Source organism: Pseudonocardia sp. ICBG162, assembly GCF_020496225.1.
GTDB classification, from domain to species: Bacteria; Actinomycetota; Actinomycetes; order Mycobacteriales; family Pseudonocardiaceae; genus Pseudonocardia; species Pseudonocardia alni.
Genome location: NZ_JAHLJD010000013.1, coordinates 1,012,238 through 1,035,280 on the forward strand (window position 1 = coordinate 1,012,238; position 23,043 = coordinate 1,035,280).

The 23,043-nt window shown below is 71.3% G+C and carries 21 protein-coding genes; 4 read left to right on the top strand and 17 right to left on the bottom strand.

Going from position 1 to position 23,043, the window contains the following annotated elements; all coding sequences use genetic code 11:
• Positions 1-106 precede the first annotated feature (106 nt).
• A complete protein-coding gene (locus KPL60_RS07865; protein WP_226356767.1) occupies positions 107-913 on the top strand; it encodes an SDR family NAD(P)-dependent oxidoreductase in 807 nt (268 codons plus the stop codon).
• Positions 914-964: 51 nt separating this feature from the next.
• On the opposite strand, the gene KPL60_RS07870 is transcribed toward KPL60_RS07865, so the two are convergent.
• The 10 genes from KPL60_RS07870 to KPL60_RS07915 form a co-directional block, all read right to left on the bottom strand.
• A complete protein-coding gene (locus KPL60_RS07870; RefSeq protein ID WP_226356766.1) occupies positions 965-1,528 on the bottom strand; it encodes a hypothetical protein in 564 nt (187 codons plus the stop codon).
• A gap of 8 nt (positions 1,529-1,536) precedes the next feature.
• The gene (locus tag KPL60_RS07875; RefSeq protein ID WP_226356765.1) at positions 1,537-2,256 is read right to left on the bottom strand and encodes a hypothetical protein; all 720 of its coding nucleotides are present in this window, start codon (positions 2,254-2,256) and stop codon (positions 1,537-1,539) included.
• Between the two features lie 202 nt (positions 2,257-2,458).
• Positions 2,459-3,814 (bottom strand): MCE family protein, encoded by a 1,356-nt coding sequence (locus KPL60_RS07880; RefSeq protein WP_226365399.1) that lies wholly within the window; start codon positions 3,812-3,814, stop codon positions 2,459-2,461.
• Position 3,815: 1 nt separating this feature from the next.
• Positions 3,816-5,126, bottom strand: coding sequence for an MCE family protein (locus KPL60_RS07885; protein WP_226356763.1), 1,311 nt, complete (start codon positions 5,124-5,126; stop codon positions 3,816-3,818).
• Complete coding sequence (locus tag KPL60_RS07890; protein WP_226356762.1) at positions 5,126-6,373, bottom strand: MCE family protein; 1,248 nt, start codon at positions 6,371-6,373, stop codon at positions 5,126-5,128. Before KPL60_RS07890 ends, KPL60_RS07885 begins: the two co-directional genes overlap by 1 nt.
• On the bottom strand, positions 6,373-7,434 hold the full coding sequence (locus tag KPL60_RS07895; RefSeq protein ID WP_226356761.1) for an MCE family protein: 1,062 nt from the start codon (positions 7,432-7,434) through the stop codon (positions 6,373-6,375). Before KPL60_RS07895 ends, KPL60_RS07890 begins: the two co-directional genes overlap by 1 nt.
• Positions 7,431-8,609, bottom strand: a complete 1,179-nt coding sequence (locus KPL60_RS07900; RefSeq protein WP_226365400.1) for an MCE family protein — start codon at positions 8,607-8,609, stop codon at positions 7,431-7,433. The genes KPL60_RS07895 and KPL60_RS07900 overlap by 4 nt, the downstream gene beginning before the upstream one ends.
• Positions 8,606-9,982: an MCE family protein gene (locus tag KPL60_RS07905; protein ID WP_226365401.1), complete on the bottom strand. Its 1,377-nt coding sequence runs from the start codon at positions 9,980-9,982 to the stop codon at positions 8,606-8,608. Before KPL60_RS07905 ends, KPL60_RS07900 begins: the two co-directional genes overlap by 4 nt.
• 4 nt (positions 9,983-9,986) lie before the next feature.
• On the bottom strand, positions 9,987-10,817 hold the full coding sequence (locus KPL60_RS07910; protein WP_226356758.1) for an ABC transporter permease: 831 nt from the start codon (positions 10,815-10,817) through the stop codon (positions 9,987-9,989).
• An 11-nt stretch (positions 10,818-10,828) separates the two neighbouring features.
• Entirely contained in the window at positions 10,829-11,599 is a 771-nt protein-coding gene (locus KPL60_RS07915) for an ABC transporter permease (protein ID WP_226356757.1), read from the bottom strand.
• Between the two features lie 303 nt (positions 11,600-11,902).
• On the opposite strand from KPL60_RS07915, the gene KPL60_RS07920 reads away from it, so the two are divergent.
• From KPL60_RS07920 to KPL60_RS07930, 3 genes are all read left to right on the top strand, one after another.
• A complete protein-coding gene (locus tag KPL60_RS07920) occupies positions 11,903-12,946 on the top strand; it encodes an ABC transporter ATP-binding protein (RefSeq protein ID WP_226356756.1) in 1,044 nt (347 codons plus the stop codon).
• A 143-nt stretch (positions 12,947-13,089) separates the two neighbouring features.
• Positions 13,090-15,300: a molybdopterin-dependent oxidoreductase gene (locus KPL60_RS07925; protein WP_226366051.1), complete on the top strand. Its 2,211-nt coding sequence runs from the start codon at positions 13,090-13,092 to the stop codon at positions 15,298-15,300.
• 65 nt (positions 15,301-15,365) lie between these two features.
• Positions 15,366-16,055: a TetR family transcriptional regulator gene (locus KPL60_RS07930; protein WP_226365402.1), complete on the top strand. Its 690-nt coding sequence runs from the start codon at positions 15,366-15,368 to the stop codon at positions 16,053-16,055.
• Positions 16,056-16,103: 48 nt separating this feature from the next.
• Here KPL60_RS07930 and KPL60_RS07935 read toward each other — a convergent pair whose 3' ends face one another.
• The 7 genes from KPL60_RS07935 to KPL60_RS07965 all read right to left on the bottom strand — a co-directional run bounded on the left by KPL60_RS07935 (position 16,104) and on the right by KPL60_RS07965 (position 23,009).
• Positions 16,104-17,279: a transporter gene (locus KPL60_RS07935; protein WP_226356754.1), complete on the bottom strand. Its 1,176-nt coding sequence runs from the start codon at positions 17,277-17,279 to the stop codon at positions 16,104-16,106.
• Positions 17,280-17,291: 12 nt separating this feature from the next.
• Positions 17,292-18,035: a Zn-ribbon domain-containing OB-fold protein gene (locus KPL60_RS07940; protein ID WP_226365403.1), complete on the bottom strand. Its 744-nt coding sequence runs from the start codon at positions 18,033-18,035 to the stop codon at positions 17,292-17,294.
• Positions 18,036-18,057: 22 nt separating this feature from the next.
• The gene (locus tag KPL60_RS07945; protein WP_226365404.1) at positions 18,058-19,041 is read right to left on the bottom strand and encodes a GNAT family N-acetyltransferase; all 984 of its coding nucleotides are present in this window, start codon (positions 19,039-19,041) and stop codon (positions 18,058-18,060) included.
• Entirely contained in the window at positions 19,038-20,294 is a 1,257-nt protein-coding gene (locus tag KPL60_RS07950; protein WP_226365405.1) for an aromatic ring-hydroxylating dioxygenase subunit alpha, read from the bottom strand. Before KPL60_RS07950 ends, KPL60_RS07945 begins: the two co-directional genes overlap by 4 nt.
• A 67-nt stretch (positions 20,295-20,361) precedes the next feature.
• Positions 20,362-21,294, bottom strand: coding sequence for a PDR/VanB family oxidoreductase (locus tag KPL60_RS07955; protein ID WP_226357475.1), 933 nt, complete (start codon positions 21,292-21,294; stop codon positions 20,362-20,364).
• Positions 21,295-21,378: 84 nt separating this feature from the next.
• Complete coding sequence (locus tag KPL60_RS07960) at positions 21,379-21,591, bottom strand: ferredoxin (protein ID WP_226356750.1); 213 nt, start codon at positions 21,589-21,591, stop codon at positions 21,379-21,381.
• Positions 21,592-21,752: 161 nt separating this feature from the next.
• A complete protein-coding gene (locus KPL60_RS07965) occupies positions 21,753-23,009 on the bottom strand; it encodes a cytochrome P450 (protein ID WP_226356749.1) in 1,257 nt (418 codons plus the stop codon).
• Positions 23,010-23,043: the final 34 nt, after the last annotated feature.

Sequence of the window (23,043 nt, forward strand, 5' to 3'; positions counted from 1 at the left end):
AATACGTTCCGGCCCAGATGTCTCACGAGCGATCACCTGTGCTGCTGAGCTGCAGCTCAGGGGCCACCTCGACCGTTTCTTCGCAACATATGTAAAGATTCGTCTCATGAACGATCCACGACCTCCGGGCCCGGACGCCCCCGCTCCCGGCACCCCGCTCCTCGACCTGTTCCGGCTGCGGGGCAAGGTCGCCGTCGTGACCGGCGCCAGCTCGGGCCTCGGCGCCGGCTTCGCCGCCGCACTCGCCGAGGCCGGCGCGGACGTGGTCCTGGCCGCCCGCCGCGCCGACCGGCTCGCCGGGACCGGACGGGCCGTGGCGGAACGGGGGCGGAGCTGGCACGCGGTGGAGGCCGACGTCGCCGTCCCGGAGGACTGCGACCGCGTCGCGGCCGCGGCGATGGACCGGTACGGCCGCATCGACGTCCTCGTGAACAACGCCGGGATCAGCACCGTCGTCCCCGCACTGCGCGAGGCCCCCGCGGACTTCCGGCGCGTTCTCGACGTCAACCTCTCCGGGGCGTACTGGATGGCCCAGTCGTGCGCGCGGCGGATGGAGCCCGGCTCGTCGGTGGTCAACGTGTCCAGCGTGCTGGGACTGATCGCCTCGGCCCTGCCGCAGGCGGCCTACTCGGCGAGCAAGGCCGGGCTGATCGGACTCACGAGGGACCTCTCCCGGCAGTGGTCCGGTCGTCGCGGGATCCGCGTCAACGCCCTGGCTCCGGGCTTCGTGCGGACGGAGATGACCCAGGAGATGCCGGACGAGACGCTGGCCGGGTTCCTGGCCACCACCTCGCTCGGCAGGCTCGGCACCCAGCGCGAGCTGGACGCGGCGCTGCTGTTCCTCGCTACGCCCGCCTCGGGCTACGTCACCGGCGCCACGATCGCGGTCGACGGCGGGATGAGCGGCCACTGACCACGTGCCGGGTGGGGACGCCCGGTCGCGCCCGGCGTCCCCACCCCGGCATCAGACCGGGTCGAGCGCCGTCACCAGCCAGCGGTCGCCGTCGCGCTCCATGGTCACCAGGACCCGGGATCCGGACAGGGTGGGCTGCTGCTGCCCCGCACGGGTCGAGGTCTGGTTCAGGAACATCGTCAGCCGGACCCGGTCCGACGACGCCGGCTCACCGACCCCGGCCGCGGCGACCGACGTCTGGGTGACGAGCTGGTCCCGGTCCGACGCCGGGATGACGATGTCACGGACGAGACCCTGGTAGTCGTCCTTGAACCGGCCGCCGACCTGACCGAGCCGTGCGTCCAGGTCGTTCTTGATGCTGCGGTGGTCGTAGGACAGGAGGTTCGGGACGGCCTCCTTCGCGACGGCGAGCGCCTCGTCCCGTGCCGCCGCGGCCTGGGTCGCCCGCACCTGCAGCACCGAGAAGGTGACGGCCACCGCCACCAGCGCGACGGCCGCGACGGCCAGGACCCTCGTCGCCGTGCGGGGGCGGGTCCGATACCAGGTCGTGACCGCCCGCGTACCGCGGACCGGCAGCGCGGCCAGAGCCCTCGCCCCGCGGCCGACGGATCGCACCGCGCGCCTCACGGGACGAACTCCACCCGCGCGACCAGCCATTCACCGTTCTTCTTCTGCAACTCGGTCACCATCCGGTAGAAGCGCGACTCCCCCGCGGGGACGCTCTGGTTGTGCACGGTCGCCTTCACCGCGACGATCGCGCGGGCGGTGTCACCGTCGATGTTCTCCAGACCGGCTCCCGTCACCTCGCCCTGCGTGGCGACCTTCGACTCCTTCACCAGGCTGATGTAGGAGTCCAGGTTCTGGGCGAACAGGCCCCCGAAGTCCCCGGTCGCTCCGTCGAGGACCCGGCGGACGTCCTGCTCCGCGGTCTCGTAGTTGATCGAGGTCAGCTCGACGGCAGCCGCCTGTGCCTTCTCCAGCGCGGCCGCGCGGTCGGCCTCCGCCGCCCGTCCGCCGTTCCACCAGACCCCGCAGACCACGGCCGCGACGAGGGCCAGGGCGAACCCCACGAGCACCGCCCGCCGGACGGCGGGACGCGGCCCGTCCTCCCCCGGCCGGACGTCGGCCGGGTGGTCGCCCTCGGTCCCGGCGTCGACGGGTGCGGCCGCAGGGAGCCCGGCCTCTCCCGCCCCGGACGCCGGGCCGGAGGCCTCGTCCGCGGCGCCTGCAGGCTCCGCGGCGCGCGTCGTCGACCCCGTGCCGGGCGCCGGGGCGTCCGGGGTCGTGTCGTTCTCGTCCGGAGGCGTCGTCGCCCCTCGGCCGAGGGAAAAGGTTCTCACCACGTCAGCTCCTCGCATCGGCGGCGTCGGATCGTCCCGCCCCGGGGGTGGGCGGAACGCGGGGGTCGCCGGCGCCGGTCGGAGGTGCCCGCCCGGGCGGGCACCGGCAGCGGGACGGTCGGGTAACGGCCGTCACAGCTGGTCGATCGTGACACATCACTGAACTTGTATCGCTCGCGGGGCACTCTCCCGCTGTCTCCGCAGTTCAGGACGGTGCCCCTGCGGGTGACGGAGTCATGAGCCCTTCCAGCGTCATGCGCTCCGACGGGGTGGCAGGCGAGCTCACGGCTCCGATCCCGCCCAGCGGCTCGAACGCCGGCTGGTTGTTCAGCGGGGTCTCGGGCCGGAGGGTCAGGCGGCCTGCCGCGGTCGGGCTGAAGCCGGACCCACGGCACTCGAAGATGGTCGCGGCACGCCGGCCGGGAGGTGATCCCGGCTCGAAGCAGGGCAGGTTGCGCGCGCTGCGGGCGAGGGTCGGGTCGTCCTGGGGCAGCTTGCAATAGCTGTTCGCCGGCAACGGCACGTCCCCGGTCTCCATCGCGTTGCGCGGTCCGCCCGGCTGCCCGGCGGGGATCCACCCCTCGACGCAGTTGGGCTGGTTGACGTTGGTCTCCAGGTTGAACCGGAAGATCCCCGGCTCGCTCTCCGGAGCGACGACCAGCGAGGCCGCCGTGAACATCGGGTAGACGACCAGGATCTGCTCGATGGGCGCGTGGTAGGCCTCGGCGAGGCGGGTCAGCACCTCGGTGGTGCTGAGCAACGGCGGCGTGCTGCGACCGAGGTCGGTCAGGAGCGAGTCGGCCTGCTGGGCCGCACGGTTGCCGTCGGTCAGGACCGACCGCAGCGCGGGGTCGCTCTCCCGCAGCTGTCCGGTGAACGACGCCAGGTTGCGGCCCCAGTTCCGGATCGAGTCGCTGGTGGCCAGCTGCGGGTCGGCGAACCCCTCGAAGTCGTTGATCAGACCTTCGGTGGCGGCGAAGTTCCGCTCCTCGCCCGCCTCGCCGACCAGGCTGCCGGTGTTGTCGATGAGCCGGCCGAGGTCCGGGCCCAGGTCCCGGAACGCGTCGGCGAACTCGGTCAGCACCGTGGTGAAGTTCTGCTGGTCGACCGAGGTCAGCAGGTTGTCGGTGCCCTGCAGGACCTGTGCGGTGGGGGTCGGGATCGAGGTGAGCGCCAGGGGGACGTGGTCGCCGTCGGCCATCGGGGCGGCCGCCGGGTCCTGGGGCACGAAGTCGACGAACTGCTCGCCGATCGCGGAGACGCTGTGGACCTCGGCCCGGCTGCCGGTCGGCGGCAGGTGGTCCTTGTCGAGGGTCATCCGGATCAGCACGCCCTCGGGGTCGAGGTCGACGTCGGTCACCGTCCCGACGGTCACGCCGCGATAGGTCACGTTCGCGTTCGGGTACAGGCCGCCGGCGGCCGGCAGGGTCGCGGTGACCGCGATCCGGCCGATGCCGAGCACCTGCGGTACCCGCACGTAGTAGAAGACGATCAGCAGTGTGGCGATGAGCGTCAGCACCGCGAAGATCGCGATCTGCACCTTGACGTACCGGGTGATCACGTCAGTTGCCTCCCGTCAGGCCGTCGAGCAGGCCACCGCGCGGCGCCTCCGTGGGTCGTTCCTGTTCCTGCCGCTCGCGCTCGGTCTGCTCCGGCGGCGCCGGGCGTTCGAGCGTTCCGGACGGCGGACCGGGCGGGGGCTGGTTCGGGACGGCTCCGTCGAGCAGGTCCAGGCCGGGCTCGCCGACCGGCGCACCCGGTTCCTGCGGGAGCACCGGGGCGGTCAGCGGGTTCGCCGCCTCCAGCGCGTTCCCGCCCGCCTTCATGATCTCCTGGAGCCGGATCAGCTGGCCCTGCGCCGGTGTGCCGGTCAGGAAGTTCTGGTCGAGCGTCCCCAGCGTCAGGTCCAGGGTGAGCCAGAAGTTGATGTAGTCGCCCTGGAAGGTCTCCCCGAAGTTGCGCAGCGGGAAGATGATCGTGCCCAGCAGGCCCAGCGAGTCGGTCAGCGACCTGTCCGCGTCGGCGAGGCCCTTCAGGGCCGGGGTCAGGTTGTCGAGGTTCTTCGCGAGGTTGTCCGAGCTCTCGGCGACGACGGCGTCGGTCGCCTTCCCGAACTCGCCCAGTGACACGAGGCTGTCGGTGAGGTTCTCCCGCTCCCGGTTCAGGACGGTCAGCGCGGGCGGGATCGACTGCAGTGCTCCGTCGATCTTCGAGTCCTGCTCGGCGAACCGGGCCGCGAGCCGGTCGATGCCGTCGATGGCGCGGGTGATGTCCTGCTTCTGGTCGTCGAGGCCGCGGCTGAAGGTCTCGAGCTCGGTCAGCAGGCTGCGGAAGTCGTCGGTCCGGCCACCGAGGGCCTTGTTGAGCTCCCGGGTGATCGTCTTGATGTTCTGCAGGTTGCCGCCGTTGAGCAGGGTGGCGACCGAGGCGAGGATCTCCTCGGTCTCCGGGTACTTGCCGGCCCGGTCCAGACCGATCCGGGCGCCGTCGGAGAGCCGACCGGCCGGCGGTTCGTCGGTCGGCCGGGTCAGCTCGACGAACTTCGCGCCGAGCAGCGAGGTCTGACCGATCTTCGCCCGGACGTTGGCGGGGAGCTCCACGTCGGGGTCGAGGGTCACGGTGACCACGGCGTTCCAGCCGTCGAGCCGTACGTCGGAGATGTTGCCGACGGGCTGGTCCCCCACCCGTACCGGGTTGTTCGGCACGAGGTCGGCGACGTTCGTCATCTCGATCTGCACGGTGTAGGCGCCGTCGCCGACGCCCGGGACGCCGGGCAGGGTGAAGTCGTTGAGCCCGCGGTAGTCGCACGCGGTCAGCGACAGCGTGCAGGACAGCAGCGCGGCGATCGCCGCAACGCGTCTGGTCCGTCGCATCAGTTGCCTCCCTGGGGCACGAGCAGGCCACCGAGGCCGGGGGCGTCGACGTCCGGCGGGGCCTCGGGCCCCGGGGTCGGCTGGCGGTACGGCGCGTCACGGGACGGCCGGTTGTCGGTCGGCCCGCCGGCACCGGGGACCGCGATCGGGCTGATGCCGATCGGCGGCTGCTGGATCCGCAGCAGGTTGAACAGCGGACCGAGGTTGCTCTTGCAGTAGTCGATGCCCTGGATCGGGTCCTGGCTCGCCGCGGTGAAGGCCGAGCAGACGAAGTCCGCCGGGGTGTTGAGGTTGTCCACGACGAGCTTCCCGGACAGCGCGTGGGTCCGCGGGGACACGATGTTGAACAGGTTCATCAGCGTGCTCGGGCCGACGTGCAGGATCGTCGCGAGGTCGTCACGGGAGTTGGCCAGGGTCCGGGTCAGGTCCCCGATCTGCGTGACGGAGTCGTTCAGCACGGGGCCGTTGTCGGCCACGAACTCGTCGACGGACTTCGCCGCGCGCGAGATGCCGTCCAGCGCCGCCGACAGCTCGTCCTCGTTGTCGGTGAGGACCCCGGACACGGTGTCCAGACGCTGGTTGAACTCGACGATCTGACCGTCGACCTGCTTGAGCGCGGTGACGAAGGCCTGCAGGTTGCGCACGGTCCCGAACAGGTCGCCCCGGCCCTCCGAGAGGGTCTCCACCGCGGCCGAGGCCTGGCGGATCATCTCGTTGAACTTCGCGCCCTGGTGCCCCGCGGCGTTCGCCGCAGCGGTGTCGAGGAACCGGGACAGTGCCCCGTTCTGGTTCATGCGGTCGGGACCGAGCGCGGTGCTGAGCTCGTCGAGCTCCTTCTTGAGGTCGTCGAACTCCAGCGGCGACGCGGTGCGCTCCAGCGGGATCTCCCCGCCGTCGGCCATCGTGGGGCCACCGGTGTAGGCGGGGGCGAGCTGCAGGAACCGCGTCGCGACCAGGGTCGGCGAGACGATCGCCGCCTTCACCTCGGCGGGCAGCTCGTACTTGGAGTCGTAGGAGAACTCCATCCGCACCTTGTCACCGGACGGCTCGATGGAGGTCACCTTGCCGACGTCGACGCCCTGGATCTTGACGCGGTCGTTCGGGTAGATGTTCTTGACCGAGGTGAAGTAGGCGACGCCGGTCTTGGACTGGTTGAACAGGACGACCGCCGCGGCCACCGCGACCACGGCCACCAGGCCGGCGGCGAGTGCCCGGTAGAGGATCGATCCGGTCTTCGGTCGGGCCATCAGTTGCCTCCGGCGCCGATGAGGCCGCCGACGGACGGCAGCGTGGGGGCGGCGCCCTCGAGGGGCGTCGTGGGAACGGCGAGGCTGGGCACGAAGTCGGCCGCCGGGAACAGCGTCGGCGCGGCGTTGCCGAGGTCGCCGTGTCCGGCGAAGTACGGCCCGCCGGCCAGCCCCTCACCGAGGCCGGTGATGAAGCTGGACACCCGCTGGATCGCGGACACGATGTTGCCCTCGTTGCGCTTGAGGATCGTGAGGACCCCGTTGAGCTCGTTCAGCGCCGGCGCGAGGCGGCCGCGCTGGTCGTCGACGAGGCCGACGATCTGGTCGGTGGCCCGGCGGGTGGTGACCAGCAGCTCGCCGATCACCTCCCGCCGCGCCTCCAGCTCCCCGAGCAGCTTGTTGCCGTCGATCAGCAGGGTGCTGAGCTTGGCCGTCTGGCGGTTCAGCACGCCGGTGACGCTCTCGGCGCGCTTCAGCAGGTCCCCGATCGCGGCGTCGCGGCTCGCGATGGTGCGCGAGATCCGGGTGATGCCCTCGAACGCGGGCCCGATGTCGTCGGGGGTGTTCGCGAACGCCTCGCTGAAGGTGTCGAGCGCCTGACCGACCTGCCGCATGTCGATCTCGCCGGTCCGGCGGGTGAGGTCCTCGATCCCCTGGGTGATGCTGTAGGGGGCGACGGTCCGCTCCAGCGGGATGACGTCGTCGGGCAGCGGCGCCCGCCCGTCCGGGCGGATCTCCAGGTTGCGCTCCCCGAGCAGGGTCTGGGTGCCGATCGTCGCGGAGGTCAGGTCGTTCAGCACGACGTTCTTGGCCGTGAAGTCGACGACGACGTCGGCACCGTCCAGGTCGACGCCGGTGACCGTGCCGATCTCGGTGCCGGCGACCCGCACGGTGTTGCCCGCCTTCAGCCCGCCTGCCTCGGTGAACCGGGCCTGGTAGTGCTTGCCCGAGAACACCTCGAGGTCGGCGAGCTGGAACGAGGCGACCAGCAGCACGACGAGGATCGCCAGGCCCGCGATCGCGATGGTGACCGGGTTCTTCTCCCGGAATCGCAGCTTCATCGGCCACCCCCGGAGGTGTCGTCGGTGCGGAGGATCTGGTCGGGGACCTGTCCCTGGTCCGCGGCGTCCTGCTGCGGGATCGGGTTCGCCTCGCGCTGCTCGGGGGTCTCCAGCGGGGAGTTGCCGAACTTGCAGCGGTCGACGTTGTCGGCCGGGCCGAGCCACGGCGAGTAGACGGGGTCACCGGTCGGGCCGGTCGTCTTCACCCGCAGCGAGCAGATGAACAGGTTGTAGGTCGCGCCGCGGGAGCCCAGCCGGCTGACCCGCAGGTACGCGCCCGGCAGCAGCGCCAGGTTCTCGTCGATGGCGGCCTCGCCGGCCTTCGCCTGCTTCGACACCCGGTCGAGCTGGTCGACGGTGCCCTTCAGCGGCCCGCGGACCTTGCCCAGCAGCTGGTCGACGCTGGTGGTCAGCCGGTTGACCCCCTCCAGCGAGTTGCCGATCCGCTCCCGGTCACCGGCGAGCCCGGTGGTGAGCCTCTGGAGCTCCGAGATCGTCGACTCCAGCTCGGGGGCGCGCCGGTCGAGCGTGCCCAGCACGGTGTTCAGGTTGGTGATCACCGTGCCGATCACCGCGTCCTTGTCGGCGAGGGTGTTGGTCAGCGAGCCGATCCGTGCCAGCAGGGACTCGATCGTCCCGCCCTGCCCCTGGAACACCGAGATCACGTCCGAGCTCAGCTGGTTGATCTGGTCGGGGGCCAGGCCCTCGAACAGCGGCGAGAACCCGGCGAGCAGCACGTCGAGGTCGAGGGCGGGCCTGGTCTGTGCGACGGGGATGACCGCGCCCTCGGGCAGCACCCCGGTGGCCGCGGGGCCGCGGGCGACCTCGAGGTACCGGTCTCCGGTGATGTTGAGGTAGCGGACCGCGAGGTGGGTGTCGGTCGGCAGGTCGCGGCCGGCATCGACGGTGAAGCTCACCTGCCCGAGCGTGTTGTCGACGACCTCGACGTCGGAGACCGTCCCGACCTCGACACCCGCGATGCGGACCGAGTCACCGGACTTGATCCCCGAGGTGTCGGTGAAGACGCCGGAGTAGCTGCGCTGGTCGCCGAACCCCGCCCCGCCGGCACCCATCTGGATGCTGACGATGACCAGGACGAACATCGTGACGACCACGAACACCGTCGTCTTGACCAGCGGCCCGGTGATGTTCTGGGCCTTCGAGACCTCGCTCATTGGCCGCCCTCCCCACCGAACAGGCCACCGAACAGACCGCCGCCGTCGTCCGCGGGTGCGGTCGGCGGAGCCGTCTCGGCACCGGGGGCGAGCGGTGCGGGTGCCGTCGGGTCGGCCGGGGCCGGGGCACCCGGCTGACCGGGCTGACCGGGAACCGGGGCGACCTGGGCGCCCGGGAGCCCGAGCTCCTGACCGGCACCGGCGAACGGACCGAACAGCTGGGTGACCAGCGGCGGGTTCCCGATGCGCAGGGTGTTGTCGCCGTCGGGGTTGGGCTCGCCGCCCTTGTCCACGTTCTTCATGAGGGACTCCGGGAACACCGACCCGTCGAGGTCCGGCATGCCGTGGCAGTCCGGGCCGTTGTCGGCACCGACGACGGGTGGGCTCGTGTAGGGGCTGTCTCCCGGCTGCAGGGTCACGAGGCCGACGAAGCCCGGGACCGTGTTGCCCTGCTGCTGCTCGAGCTGCCGGCGGGACTTGTCCAGCCCCTTCAGCCAGCAGGCGAACATCGGGGAGTAGTCGTGGAGCAGCTGTGTGGTGGGCAGCGCGGTCTGCGTGACGTTCCGGATCCCGTCGCGGTTCTGCAGGAAGAACGTCTCGCCGGTGCGGGAGACCTTCGAGATCTGGAACAGGAAGCTCTCGAGGTCGGCCTGCTGCTCGACGATCGTCCGGCTCGTCACCGCGCCGTTGTCGAGGATCGTCGCCAGGTCACCGGCGACGTCGCCGTAGAGGTTGGTGAGGTCGGCTCCCTTGCGGAAGTCGGTCTGCAGCTGCGGCAGGTTCGCGTTGAACCGCTTCAGGTAGGCGGCGAGCTGCTGGGCGGTCGCACCGACCTCGTCGCCGCGCCCGTCGAGCGCGGTCGCCAGATTGCCGATGACCTCGCTGACCTCGCGCGGCTCGAGCGTGTCGAGGATCCTGTCCAGCGAGTCGAACAGGGTGTTGACCTCGACGGTCACCGAGCCGGTGTCGATCCGGTCGCCCGCGGCCAGCATGCGTCCGTTCGGCGCGGCCGGCATCGCGAGCTGGACGGTCTTGGCACCGAACGCCGTCAGCTGGTCGAGGGAGACACGGACGTCGGCGGGCACCTGACCGATCCGGTCGGAGTCCATGTCCAGGACGATGTCCACGGCGCCGCGGTCGCCGTCGGCCAGCGAGACCGACCCGACCTTGCCGACGTCGACGCCCTTGAGCTGGACGCGGTTGCCGGGGTACATCTGCAGCCCGGACCGGTCGGCACGCAGGGTGACGGGCACGGTGGAGGCGAAGGCGTTCATGTACATCGCCGAGCAGAGGCCCAGGAACCCGAGGACGATCCCGATCAGGATCAGCGCGTAGACGCGGTACTTGAACCGCGTGAAGAAGGAGTCGTTCACCTGGTCATCCCGTGATGCGGAAGGCGTCGGAGTCGGCGTAGAGCGCCATCGAGATCGCCAGCTCGGCGGCCAGCACGGCGATCAGCGACGTGCGGACGGCCTTGCCGACGGCGAGGCCGACACCGGCCGGCCCGCCCGTCGCGGTGTAGCCGTAGTAGGTGTGGATCGAGATCACGACCACCGCGATCCCGATCGCCTGGGCGAAGGAGTAGAGGACGTCCTCCCACTGCATGAACGTCTGCATGTAGTGGTCGAACGTGCCCTCGGAGAGCCCGAAGAAGCCGACCTGGGTCGTCTTCCACCCGACCCACGCACCCACCATCGCCATCGCGAAGATCGGGATGATCGTGATCATCCCCGCGACGAGCCGGGTGGTGACCAGGTACGGGAGGGAGCGGACGCCCATCACCTCGAGCGCGTCGATCTCCTCCGAGACCCGCATGGCCCCGAGCTGGGCGGTGAAGCCGCTCCCCACGGTGGCCGCGAGCGCCGCCCCCGCGATGATCGGCACGAGCAGGCGCGGGTTGATGATCGCCGAGGCGAAGCCGCCGAGGGCCTCGAGCTGCAGGTTGGACAGGGCGTCGTAGCTCTGGAGGCCACCGGTCACACCGGCGAACAGCGTGATGAAGAACGTGATCACCGAGGACCCGCCGATGACGGCGAGCGCGCCGGTGCTCATGCCGACCTCGGCGATGAGCCGGACCTGCTCGGTCTTGTAGCTCTTGACGGCCTTGGGGATCCAGATGACGCCCTTGCCGTAGAACTCGGCCTGCCGGCCGAGGTCGTCGAGCAGCCGGAGCGGCGCTCCGAGGGCGTTGCGGACAGCGGAGAGCACGGACAACGTCGTCACACCAGCCCGAGCGAGTAGGGGATCTGCGTCAGCAGGATGTTGATCGGGAACAGCGCGAGGAACGTGTAGACGACCGTCTCGTTCACCGCGTTGCCGACGCCGCGGGGACCCGCCTTGCAGGTCATGCCGCGGTAGCAGCCGATGAGGGCGCCGACGACACCGAAGACGACCGCCCGGAGCTCACCGTGGACGAGGTCGTCGAACCCGACGAGCAGCGTCAGGGAGTCGATGTACTGCCCCGGGCTGGCGTCCTGCAGGTACACGGCGAAGAAGTAGCCGCCGGCGAGACCGATCAGGATCATCACGCCGTTCAGCAGGAAGGCGTTGACGGCGGTCGCGAGGACGCGCGGGACGACCAGCCGCTGGACGACGTCGATGCCCAGCACCTCCATCGCGTCGAGCTCCTCCCGGATCCGGCGGGCGCCGATGTCGGCGCAGATCGCGGTGGAGCTCGCGCCCGCGATGATGAACGTCGTCGCGACCGGGCCGATCTGCGTGACCGTGGCGAACGCCGAGCCCGACCCGCTGAGGTCGATCGCGCCGATCTCGACGAGGACCAGGTTGAACTGGAAGGTCACCAGCGCGACGAACGGGATGCCCAACAGGATCGCGGGCCCCAGGGAGACGCTGGCGACGAACCAGGTCTGCTGGACGAACTCCCGCCATTGGAACGGCCGCTTGAACATGGCGACGAAGGTGTCGGCGGTGAACGCGAAGAACGTGCCGAGCGGCGCGACCGTCCGCGCCACGACCGGAGGCGTACCCATCACGCCTCCCGGTCCGGCACGGCGGCGGTGCAGGTCACAACATCGGGCTGCATCGGGGCCTCTGCTCTGAGACGACGGGGGAACACCGGCCCTCCGGTCGACGGCGGGCTCCGGTGCCAGGCCAACGAGCTACGCGTTGACAAGTTTCGTCTTTCGTCTCATGGTTAACCCGAACGGACTACCGAAGCCCGTCGCGATCACCCGATCGTGACCCGTTCGGAGAGACACTCGACGCTAGATGTCTCGTTGTCTCAGTATCGAGCCCTCCGGGACGGCCGGGGCAGCGACACGAGGAGGTGCGCCGTGAAGGGCGTTGAGGTCAAGGTCGAGAACCTGTCGAAGTCCTTCGGCAGGGCCAACATCTGGTCGGACGTGACACTGACGCTCCCTCCCGGTGAGGTCTCCGTTCTGCTCGGCCCCTCGGGAACGGGCAAGTCGGTGTTCCTCAAGACCCTGATCGGGCTCCTGAAGCCCGAGCAGGGGTCCATCGTGATCCACGACACCGACCTCGTCCGGTGCAACGAGTCGAAGCTTTACGAGATCCGCAAGTTGTTCGGCGTGCTGTTCCAGGACGGCGCCCTGTTCGGGTCCATGAACCTCTACGACAACATCGCCTTCCCGCTGCGGGAGCACACCTCGAAGACCGAGTCGCAGATCAACGACATCGTCTTCGAGAAGATGGATCTCGTCGGGCTGCGCGGTGACGAGGGCAAGCTGCCCGGGGAGATCTCCGGCGGGATGCGCAAGCGCGCGGGCCTGGCCCGGGCGCTGGTGCTCGATCCGGAGATCATCCTGTTCGACGAACCGGACTCGGGGCTCGACCCGGTGCGCACCGCCTACCTGAACCAGCTGATCATCGACCTCAACGCCCAGACCGACTCGACCTTCCTGATCGTCACCCACGACATCAACACCGCCCAGACGATCCCGGACAACATCGGCCTGCTGTACCGCAAGCACCTGGCGATGTTCGGGCCCCGGGAGCAGCTGCTCACCTCCGAGGAGCCGGTGGTGGCCCAGTTCCTCAACGGGCGTCGCCAGGGACCGATCGGGATGTCCGAGGAGAAGGACGCCGCCCAGGCCGAGCGCGAGATGGCCGAGTCCGGCGGGCTCGCGGGGCTCCCCCCGCTCAAGCCCCAGCTGCAGGCCTCCCCCGGGATGCCCGAGCGGCGCGCGGTGGCGCGACGCCAGGAGCGGGTCCGCACGATGATGCACACCCTCCCGCCGGCCGCCCAGGAGGCGATCCGCGCGAACATGGACGGGGACAGGGTTCCGGCGGGAGCCGGAGCGGGCCGACACGGCCTGGTCGACGGCCCGGCCACGGCCGAGATCCCGCGCGTCCGGTGAGACCCGGTGGCGGCGGCCGCCCGGGAGGCGCCCGCCGCCGCCACCGCGCAAGGATGGACTCGGAAATCTAAAGGCCATAGGCTCGGGGCATGTCTGCCGACCGGAGGACGAGACCGCTGCCGATCCCGGGGCCCGGGCGGGACGTGCTCCGGGGCTGTCCCCTCTGCGAGGCCATGTGTGGTCTCACCGTCACCCTCGACGCCGCGGACCAGGTCGTCGCGGTCAGGGGCGACCCCGAGGACGTCTACAGCAAGGGCTACCTGTGCCCCAAGGGCGCCTCACTCGGTGCCGTCGACGACGACCCGGACCGCCTGACGCGGCCCCTGGTCCGGCGCGACGGGGAGCTCCGTCCGGCGACCTGGGACGAGGCGTTCGCCGAGGTCGACCGGCTGCTGGGCCCCCTGCTGGCCGAGGACCGGAACACCGTCGCCGTGTACACCGGGAACCCCACCGGGCACAACGTCGCCTTCACCCTGCTGGCCGGGCGCCTCGCCCGTTCCCTCGGGACGGTGCAGAGCTACTCCCCGGCGACGATGGACCAGCTCCCGCAGACCGTCACCGCTGCGGTCCTGTTCGGCGAGCCGACCAGCACTCCCGTGCCCGACCTCGACGCCACGGACCTGCTGGTGATCGTCGGCGGGAACCCCCTGGTGTCCAACGGGAGCGTCGGGGCCGCTCCGGACTACCGCGGCCGCATCCGCGCGCTGCGGGCCCGGGGTGGGCGGGTCGTCGTGGTCGACCCGGCCCGGACGGCGACCGCGGCCGCGGCCGACCTGCACCTGCGGATCCGTCCCGGCACCGACCTGTTCCTGCTGCTCGGGCTGCTGCACGTGGTCCTCACGGAGGGTCGCGTCCGGCCGGGGGCCGCGCAGGGCAGGGTGTCGGGTCTCGACGAGCTCGCCGGACTGGTCGCCCGCTGGACCCCGGACGAGACCGCGCGGGCCACCGGGATCGCCCCGGACACCGTCGTCGAGCTGGCACGCGACATCGCCGGCACCGACCGCGCCGCGCTGTACGGCCGGCTCGGCACCACGCTGAACCGGAACGGCACGCTCACCTGCTGGGCGCTGCAGGTCCTCAACGTGGTGTGCGGGAACCTCGACCGCCCGGGCGGCATGCTGTTCAGCCGGCCGGTCACCGGCTCCCCGACCACCCGCCGGCCCTCCGGCCCGCCGCGTCCGTTCACCACCGGACGCCACCACACCCGGGTCGGCGGCCATCCCGAGGTGCTCGGTGAGTTCCCGGTGGCGGCGCTGGCCGAGGAGATCCGCGCACCCGGTCCGGGGCGGGTACGCGGGCTCGTCGTCTACGGCGGCAACCTGGCCCGGTCGCTGCCGGACTCGTCGTCGGTGCAGCAGGCGCTCACCGAGCTCGACGCGATGATCTGCGTCGACCCCTACCTGAACGAGACCACCCGCCACGCCGACGTCGTCCTCCCCCCGCCCGGTTCGCTCAGCCGCGACCACTTCGACCTGGTCCTCTACCAGTTCGCCCAGCGCAACTTCGTCCGCTTCTCACCGCCGGCCCGGCCCGTGCCGGACGGGATGCTCTCCGAGTGGGAGATCCTGCTGCGGCTGTGTGCGGTGTACGAGGGCCGCGGCCCGGACGCCGATCCCGGCGAGATCGACGACGAGATCGCGGCGAGCCTGCGCAGCTCGGTCGCCCGCGGTCTCGACATCCCCGTGGACGAGGTCGTCACCGGATTCCCGGGCCGGGGGCCGCGCAGGCTGATCGACCTGCGCATCCGCTCCGGCCCCTACGGCGACCACTTCGGCCGGTCCCCCGGCGGTCTGACCCTCGCCCGGGTGCTCGACTCCCCGCACGGGATCGACCTCGGCGGGCACGTCCCCCGCCTCGACGAGGTGATCCGCACCCCGTCGGGGACGATCGAGCTCGTCGCACCACGGATCCGGGACGCGCTGGCCGAGGCGGAACCGCCGGTCGCCGAGCCGGGCACGCTCTCGCTCATCGGCCGGCGCGACCTGCGCTCCAAGAACTCCTGGCTGCACAACGTCGACCGGCTCGCCGCGGGACCCGAACGGGGACTGCTCTACCTCTCCCCCGCCGACGCCCGCGACCACGACGTCGACGACGGCGGGACCGTCGCGGTGTCCTCGTCGGTGGGGCGGATCGAGGTCATGGTCCGGGTGACCGACGAGGTGGCGCCGGGAGTCTGCTCGCTGGCCCACGGCTGGGGTCACGACGACGCCCACGCCCGCCTGCGGGTCGCCGCCCGCCGGCCCGGGGTCAACAGCAACACCCTGACCGACGGCACGGTGCTGGACCCCCTGTCCGGCACCGTCCAGATGAACGCGATCCCGGTGCGGATCGCACCGGTCGCACGGTCGGTCTGACCGGTCGTGGTCGTTGTGGGCCGTGCCACCGGTGCGGGCGGGACCATGGGCGCGATAATGGCCCGATGCCCCGTCCGGCCAGCCCGCTGATCAGGTGCGACGTCGTGATCACGACGTCGCTGCGGCTCATCGACGCGGAGGGCCTGGACGCGTTCAGCCTGCCGCGACTCGCCCGAGAGCTGAACGTCCGCGCCCCCTCGCTCTACCACCACTTCGCCGACAAGGCGGAGATCCTGCGGGGCGTCGCGCGGGCGATCGTCGTGGAGACCCGGATGCCGGACTCACGGCAGACGCCGAACTGGATCGAGTGGTTCGTCGCGCTCAGCATGAACTTCCGCGACGCCGTGCTCCGGCACCGCAACGCCGCGCCGCTGCTGCTCAGCTTCATGCCCCGCGACGTGCTGATCCGCACCTACGAGCAGAGCGCACGGACGCTGGTGGAGCTCGGCGTGCCCGTCGACCGGTGTGTGCTCGTCCTCGACGGCCTGGACAAGCTGACCCTCGGCGCCGCCATCACCGAGGCCGCGAAGGAGCCCGGTGAGGCACGCGAGCTGTTCGGGACGGCCGACCCCGGGACCGAACCGACGCTCGCGGACGCGGTGGCGCACAACGGGCTCTCCGCCGAGGAGACCTTCGCCGAGACCATCCGCAGCTTCCTGCGCGGGGCGGTGCCCGAGCTGCCGGTCGACGCCCCCGCACCGGCGCGCGCCCCGGGAGGGAAGGTCTCAGACCTCCCGTCGACCGCGGCATCGTGAGAGCCCCGCTCCTCGCCCATGTGCGACGAGGAGCGAGGCTCCGTCCACTCAGAGGGTGGACTCGGACCCGAACACCGTCGCGCTGACCAACGGTGCCATCGGCCCACCGAGCAGGAGGGAGACCTCCGCTCCCGGGACCGGGTTCGGTGAGGTCCCCCGGATCTGGCGGACCGCCTCGACGATCAGGCCGAACCCGTGCACGAATCCCTCGGCGAGGTTGCCGCCTGCGGTGTTCACCGGCAGCCGGCCCGTCGGGGCGACCAGGTTCTCCACCTGCATCACCCGGCCCGCCTCCGCACCGGGAGGGACCAGACCGACGTCGATCAGGGAGGCGACGGCGGGCCCGGAGAAGTTCTCGTAGACCTGGGTCACGTCGACCTCGCCCGGCTTCAGGCCCGCTCCCTCCCAGAGCCTCGACACCAGTGCGGGATGGAACCCGGCGCTGGTGTAGGGGTTCTCGTTCTCGACCGACTCGGTCCAGGACGGTCCGGCGCCCTGCACACCGGACAGGACGAACGCCGGCTTCTGCCGCAGACCGCGGGCCCGGGCCGCGCTGGTCACGATCACCGCTCCGGCGGCGTCGTTCTCCCGGGAGCAGTCGTAGAGCCGCAGGGGCTCGGAGATCATGCGGGAGTCGTCGTACACCTCGGGGGTGAGCGGCTTGCCGTAGGCCACGGCGGCGGGGTTGTTCTGGGCGTGGTGGTACGACGCCGCGACGAGTGCCTTGAGCGCGTCACGCGGGACGCCGTCGACCTCGATCATCCGCTGGGTCCGCAGCGCACAGATCTGCGCGGGCGCGAACACCCCGTGCGCCCCGTAGAGCGGACCGATGTGCCCCTTGCTGTAGCTCTGCCGCCCGGCGTCGGCCTCCGAGATGCCCCGGTAGACGCAGACGGTCTCGGCCTGGCCGGACGCGACGGCGGCGGCCGCGGCGTTCACCGCTGCGGCGACCCCGCCGCCCCCGCCGCCCCAGACCATGCTCGACCAGCGGATCTCCTTGACGCCCAGGGCCGCACCGACGGCGAGTCCCTCGTTGTCGTCGTTCGCGTAGGAGACGAAGCCGTCGATGTCGTGCGCGTCGATACCCGCGTCCGTCGCTGCGTCGATGATCGCCCGCAGTGTCAGCTCGAGTGAGGTCGACGTCGCCGTGCCCCGCTTGTGGAACGCCGTGTTCGCCGCTCCCACCACGGCGGTGGCGCCGCGGAACCGATCGGGTGTCGTCATGTTTCTCCGTTCCTAGGACAGGCGCCAGCGCAGCAACGGCGGTGTCGCCGGATCCGGGGCGCTGTCGAACTCGGCCTTCACGTGCAGGCCGACGTGCACGTCGGCGCCGTCACCGTCGAGCAGCACTCCGACGACCCGGCGGTTGCCCGCGGCGGGCAGCTCCACGGCCACGACCACATAGGGCAGGTGTCCGGTGACGGAGGGGTGGAACGCCTGCCACGTCCGGGTCCAGCCGTAGATCGTTCCCACGGGTTCGACCGACGGCCACTCCAGCTCGCCGTGGTGGCAGGCGGGGCAGATCGGGCGCGGGGACCAGATCCACTCGTCGCAGGCGGGGCAGTGCTGGATCCGGAGCTCGCCGGCGGCGAGCCCTTCCCAGTGCGGGGTGTCGAGGCCGTCCTCGGACGGCTCGGCGAAGGGCGTGACCGGCGGTGTGTCCGGCACGTTCCGCACCTGGGTGACCAGCCACGTGCCGTCGATCTCGATCCAGCGGGACCGGAAGACCGCCTGGTCACCGCCGGCGCCGGTGTAGCGGATGTGTGCGGTGTAGAGCTCGTCCGGGCCCGGCTCGATCGACAGCAGCTCGGATGCGTTCATGCGGTCCGGCGGTCGCGCCGAGGCGAGCAGCTGGCCGATCCGGTCACGCCGGAAGTCGGCCAGGACCACGTCGTTCTCGCCGGCGGCGACGGCCCGGCCGTGGCGTTCCACCCCCTCGGCCAGGTCCGTGGGGACGTCGGGGAATCGTGTGTCGGTCATCGGTGTGCCGCCTCCGGCGGGTTCATCGGGCCGCCGGCCGGGGCTCGGCGGTCCGGTTCTCGACGGTGTACTGGACGTCGGTCTGGTCGTGCATGAACCCGAGGGTCCGTGCCTCGTGCACGAGCGAGCGGTCCTCCGAGTCGATCGTGGCGGCGCCGACCCGCAGACCGGCGTCGCGCAGGTGTTCCAGCCCGGCCACCAGCAGCGCACGCACCAACGGGTCCGACTCACGGTCCGCACGACCGTCCCGGGTCACCACGGCCACCAGGCGGCCCGCGGTGCCGTACTCGGTGGGCTCGGCGGAGTCCGGGTCGATCCAGACCGCGCCGTCGGGCCGCTCGTCCGGGCCGCCGACCAGCAGCACCCAGCGGTCCGGCGGGGCGTGCCTGCGCCCGGACGCCGTCCACAGCTCGGCGGCGGCCGCGCGCCCGGCGCCCGCGGTGACCTCGTGCACGTCCGGTCCGCGGGACTCGGCACCGGGATCGACCTCCCTGCCGATCCGCACCGGTGCGAGCATCTGCCACTCGCGCAGCGCGGTGCGGATCCCGTAGCGGCGGAACCGCAGCGCCATCCGCAGCGCGGCCGGGTGGTTGGCCCGGGCCCAGACCCGCAGGCGGGACACACCGGTGCCCTGCCAGCCGTCGGGGGTCCCGAGCTCCAGCCCGATCTTCTCGATCAGCAGGGTGGTGATGCCCCGCGAGCGGTACGCGGGCCGCACGACGTAGGAGACCTCGCCGGTCCCGGCGTCCTCGTCGCGCAGGGGCTCGACGCGCAGGAATCCCGCCAGGCTCGGCACCAGTGGCACGGTGCGCCCGGACCGCTCGTCGGGCAGCAGCCAGATCAGCAGGTACGACGTGCCCGGTTCCACCGGGTCGTCGACCGACAGGCGGGGGAAGCCCGCCTCCACGTCGGCCTCCGCCGCCTCGACGAGCATCTCCCGCAGCTCCGCCTCGACGTCGGGGGCGAGGCCCGGGCCGTCGGGCCGGTACCACTCGACATCGATCACGAGACCAGCTTCCGCAGCTCACGGTGGAAGATCTGGTTGATGATCTCGTTGCGCCCCAGCAGCATCCCGCCGGCGTCGGCGCTGGTCATGCCCCGCTGGGAGCTGCGCAGCAGCGGGAAGTCCTCCTGGTGCAGCACGGCCAGCAGGATCTTCCAGTTCTTGTCCCAGATCTTGTGCCAGCGCTCCTCGGTCATGCCCGAGTCCTCGATCGTGGGCACGACGAGCCGCATCTCCATCCGGCACCGGCCCGGGTCGGTGGGGTGCGGCCGGAAGGTGAGCAGCTCGAAGTGGTCGGGCTGGCGCAGCAGGGTGCTGTTCGGCAGGAGGAAGTGGGTCTCGGTGATGTAGGGCGAGAGATCCTCGTCGGGCGCCGGGGGCTCCTCGAGGTACTTGTCGATCGTCTTGCGCGGCGCGATGAAGCGCGCGTGCCGACCGAAGTCCTCGGCGGCCATGACGTTGGTGTGGATGTGCTTGGCCGCGGTGTTCGGGTGTGCGTACTGGATGTGGTACCCGTCCAGGAACGCGTCCTGCATGATCTTCCAGTTGACCGGCTCGTCGAAGCCCTCGGCCTGTGCCGAGACCAGCTTGTCCATGCCGTAGCCGGCGAGGATGCCGTCCATCTCCGCACCCAGCCACGCGGCGACGTCGATCCGGGCGTCCGCGTCGTCGATCATCCAGACGAACCCGTGGCGCTCCTCGGTCGGCAGCTCGATCAGGCCGTACCGGGAACGGTCGATCGTGCCGAAGGTGTTGTCGCGGGTGATCGCGCGCAGCGAGCCGTCGGTGTCGTAGGACCACCGGTGGTAGCCGCAGGAGAACAGCCGGCAGCGGCCCTTCTCCTGCTCCTCCAGCAACGCTCCGCGGTGCCGGCAGAGGTTCACGAAGGCCTTCACCGAGCGGTCCTTCTGCCGCACCACGATCACGTTGTTGCGCGGCATCTGCAGGGTGATGAAGTCGTTCGGCTCGGGGATCTCGCTGCCGTGGCACACGATCGAGGGCACGGTGCCGAAGACCGCGTCGCGCTCCCGCCGGGCGATCTCCGGGTCGGTGAACTCCTCCGCCGTGAACGAGGAGACGCCGTCGAACTCGTCGGTGCTGTCGTTGCGGATGTGGTCGAGCGCCCGCCGGATCCGATCGTTGCGGGCGACGAGCTCATCCGCCTGCCGGGCACTGGCCCCGTTCTGGTCGGTCGCCACTGTCGCCTCCTGCTCCCGCGACAGCAGACGTCGCGGATCGAGAACTGGTCCGGTCATTATCCTACAGCCTTAAGGTTTTGAGCGGGAGTCCACGCTCCGGCCCGGCGTCGCCGCCGGGAGTCGCTCAGCGGTCGAGCACCAGACGCCCGGACAGGCACCGCGACACGCACGGGAACATCACGTCGTTGGCCGCCTGCTCGTCCGGGGTGAGTACCGAGTCCCGGTGGTCCGGGACCCCCTCCAGCACGGCGGACTCGCACGTGCCGCAGACCCCCTCGCGGCACGAGGTCTCGATCTCGACCCCGGCCTCCGCCGCGGCGTCGACGATGCTCACCCCCGGCGGCACCTCGACCGTCACGCCGGACCCGGCGAACTCGACCTCGAACGTCGTCGCCCCGGTGCCCGGCTCGGCGACCTCCTTCGGCGAGAACCGCTCCAGGTGCAGCGCACCCGGCGGCCAGGCGGAGCACCGCTGTTCCACGGCCGCCAGCAACGGCTCGGGCCCGCAGCAGTAGACCAGCACGCCGTCGCGCGGCACACCGAGCAGACCGTCCAGGTCGAGCAGGCCGCGTTCGTCCTGCGGGACCACGTCCACGCGGTCCCCGTAGCGGTCCACCAGTCCGTCGACGAACGCCATGGAGCCGCGGGCCCGGCCGCCGTACACCAGCCGCCACCGCGCGCCGGCGCGTTCCGCCGCGGCGACCATCGGCAGGATCGGGGTGATGCCGATCCCGCCGGCGACGAACAGGTACTCGTCCGACCCGGCCAGGGCGAAGTTGTTGCGCGGGCCCTGGACGGTCAGGACCGTCCCCTTCTCCAGCACGTCGTGCACGTGCGCGGAGCCACCGCGGCCGTCCTGCTCGCGCAGGACCGCGACCTGGAAGGCGGTGCGGTCGGCCGGGTCACCGCACAGCGAGTACTGCCGGACCAGGTCCGCACCGAGGTGCAGGTCCAGGTGCGCGCCCGGCTCCCACACCGGCAACGGCGCGGAGTCCGGGCGCCGCAGCGTGAGCCGTACGACGCCGTCGGCGACCGGCTCGCGCTCGGCGACCTCCATCTCCAGGGTCTCCGCGGATGCCGCGTCCGACCGTCCCACCTCGATGCCACCTTCCTCGTCACGGAGCCGCGGACGGCCCGCCGGTCACGCCGGCTGGGATACCGCCTGCAGCGCCAGTGCCCGCTCGGGGCACATGTCGATCACACGCCGCGCGTCGCGCAGCTGCTCCTCGGGCACCGGACCGGCCGGCACGACCGGGTCACCCTGGTCGTCGCAGTCGACGAGCGCGGGCGCCGTGCTGTAGCAGAGACCGTGTCCGGCGCACGCCGTGCGGTCCACCGTCAGATGCTGGTCCATCTCGTCCTCCTCCTCGTACACCGTGCGGCCGTCCGCCGCCGCGTCCCGGGCACCGGCGCCCCGGCCTCCCGCGACGGGAGGACCGGGCGCGCCGCCACGGTCGCGGGCGGGCGCGGCCCGTACGGCCCGGTCCCGCCCGCGGCACCCGGCCGTGCGGGCGCTCAGCCCGTGGTGACCGGCGTGAACCGCAGTGACAACCGGGCGAATCCCCGGACCTGGCTCGGCAGGACCACCGGGGGGTCCTCCGGGTCGAGGCGGTAGTCCGGGATCCGCTGGTGGATCTCCTCGGCGGCGATCGTCAGCATCAGCCGGGCCAGGTGCGAGCCGATGCACCGGTGGGGGCCGGACCCGAACGTCAGGTGCCGGTTCGGCGTCCGCTCGACGTCCAGCGTCGCGGGCTCCTCGAACTCCTGCTCGTCCCGGTTCGCGGCACAGAGGAGCAGCAGCAGCTGGTCGCCCGCCCGGACGGTGACCCCACCGACGGTGGTGTCCTCCAGAGCCCTGCGGCCCATCGCGACCGCCGCCTCGAAACGCAGGATCTCCTCGACCGCGGCCGGCACGGCGGCCGGATCGTCGATGATCTTGTCGCGCTCCTCGGTGTTCTGCGACAGGTGCAGCATCATCCACGCCAACGACCCCTGCGTGGTGTGCAGACCCGCGATGAGCAGCAGGAAGAACATCCGGGCCAGCTCGTCGTCGGTGAGGGGGCGCTCGACGCCGTCGACGTCGGTGATGGAGGTGGCGATGATGGCGTTCGTGACGTCGTCGGCCGAGGCCTCACCGGCCTCCATCGCCGCCCGCCGGCCCGCGATGACCTTCATGAAGTAGCCGAACATCTCGTACGCCGCCGCGGTCCGCGACTCGTTGGCCTGCTCGGGGGTGTCGCCCGGGCGTCCGTTCAGGGCGATCTCGGTCGCCTCGGTGAACAGGCCCGCGTCCTCGAGCGGCCAGCCCATCAGGGCCAGGAACACCTGCGTCGGCAGCTCGTGGGCGAACTTCTCGACGAACTCGACCTTCCCGTCGGCCTGGAACGAGGCGAGGAGCTCGACGACGATCTCGCGGATGCGCGGCTCCAGCTGCCGCATCCGGTTCGGGCTGAACAGCGGCTGCAGCGCCTGCCGGTACGAGGTGTGCTCCGGCGGGTCCAGCTCGATCGGCAGGAACTTGCCCTGCCCGGCGTCGACGAGGTTGTTCGGGTGGCTGGAGAACGTCTGCGGGTCGCGCAGGATCGCGTGGACGTGCTCGTAGGAGGTGACGAGCCAGTGCCCGCCGTGGGTGGTGGACCAGACGATGGGTCCGATGGCGGCCAGCTCGGCCGCCTTCTCCTGCATCCGGTCGACGGGCATCGTGAGGGAGGGGTCGTAGATGTCGAAATCGACGACGAGGCTGGGCTCGAGCTCGGCCTTCGTGGTGGTCATGGGTCGCTCCTGTTCGGTCGACGGTGACACGCAA

Bases quoted from the DNA above. Each gene is read 5' to 3' on its own strand.
- KPL60_RS07865 (WP_226356767.1), top strand. From the start codon at position 107: ATGAACGATCCACGACCTCCGGGCCCGGACGCCCCCGCTCCCGGCACC.
- KPL60_RS07885 (WP_226356763.1), bottom strand. From the start codon at position 5,126: ATGCGACGGACCAGACGCGTTGCGGCGATCGCCGCGCTGCTGTCCTGC.
- KPL60_RS07890 (WP_226356762.1), bottom strand. From the start codon at position 6,373: ATGGCCCGACCGAAGACCGGATCGATCCTCTACCGGGCACTCGCCGCC.
- KPL60_RS07895 (WP_226356761.1), bottom strand. From the start codon at position 7,434: ATGAAGCTGCGATTCCGGGAGAAGAACCCGGTCACCATCGCGATCGCG.
- KPL60_RS07900 (WP_226365400.1), bottom strand. From the start codon at position 8,609: ATGAGCGAGGTCTCGAAGGCCCAGAACATCACCGGGCCGCTGGTCAAG.
- KPL60_RS07915 (WP_226356757.1), bottom strand. From the start codon at position 11,599: ATGGGTACGCCTCCGGTCGTGGCGCGGACGGTCGCGCCGCTCGGCACG.
- KPL60_RS07930 (WP_226365402.1), top strand. From the start codon at position 15,366: ATGCCCCGTCCGGCCAGCCCGCTGATCAGGTGCGACGTCGTGATCACG.
- KPL60_RS07935 (WP_226356754.1), bottom strand. From the start codon at position 17,279: ATGACGACACCCGATCGGTTCCGCGGCGCCACCGCCGTGGTGGGAGCG.
- KPL60_RS07940 (WP_226365403.1), bottom strand. From the start codon at position 18,035: ATGACCGACACACGATTCCCCGACGTCCCCACGGACCTGGCCGAGGGG.
- KPL60_RS07950 (WP_226365405.1), bottom strand. From the start codon at position 20,294: ATGACCGGACCAGTTCTCGATCCGCGACGTCTGCTGTCGCGGGAGCAG.
- KPL60_RS07955 (WP_226357475.1), bottom strand. From the start codon at position 21,294: ATGGAGGTCGCCGAGCGCGAGCCGGTCGCCGACGGCGTCGTACGGCTC.
- KPL60_RS07960 (WP_226356750.1), bottom strand. From the start codon at position 21,591: ATGGACCAGCATCTGACGGTGGACCGCACGGCGTGCGCCGGACACGGT.
- KPL60_RS07965 (WP_226356749.1), bottom strand. From the start codon at position 23,009: ATGACCACCACGAAGGCCGAGCTCGAGCCCAGCCTCGTCGTCGATTTC.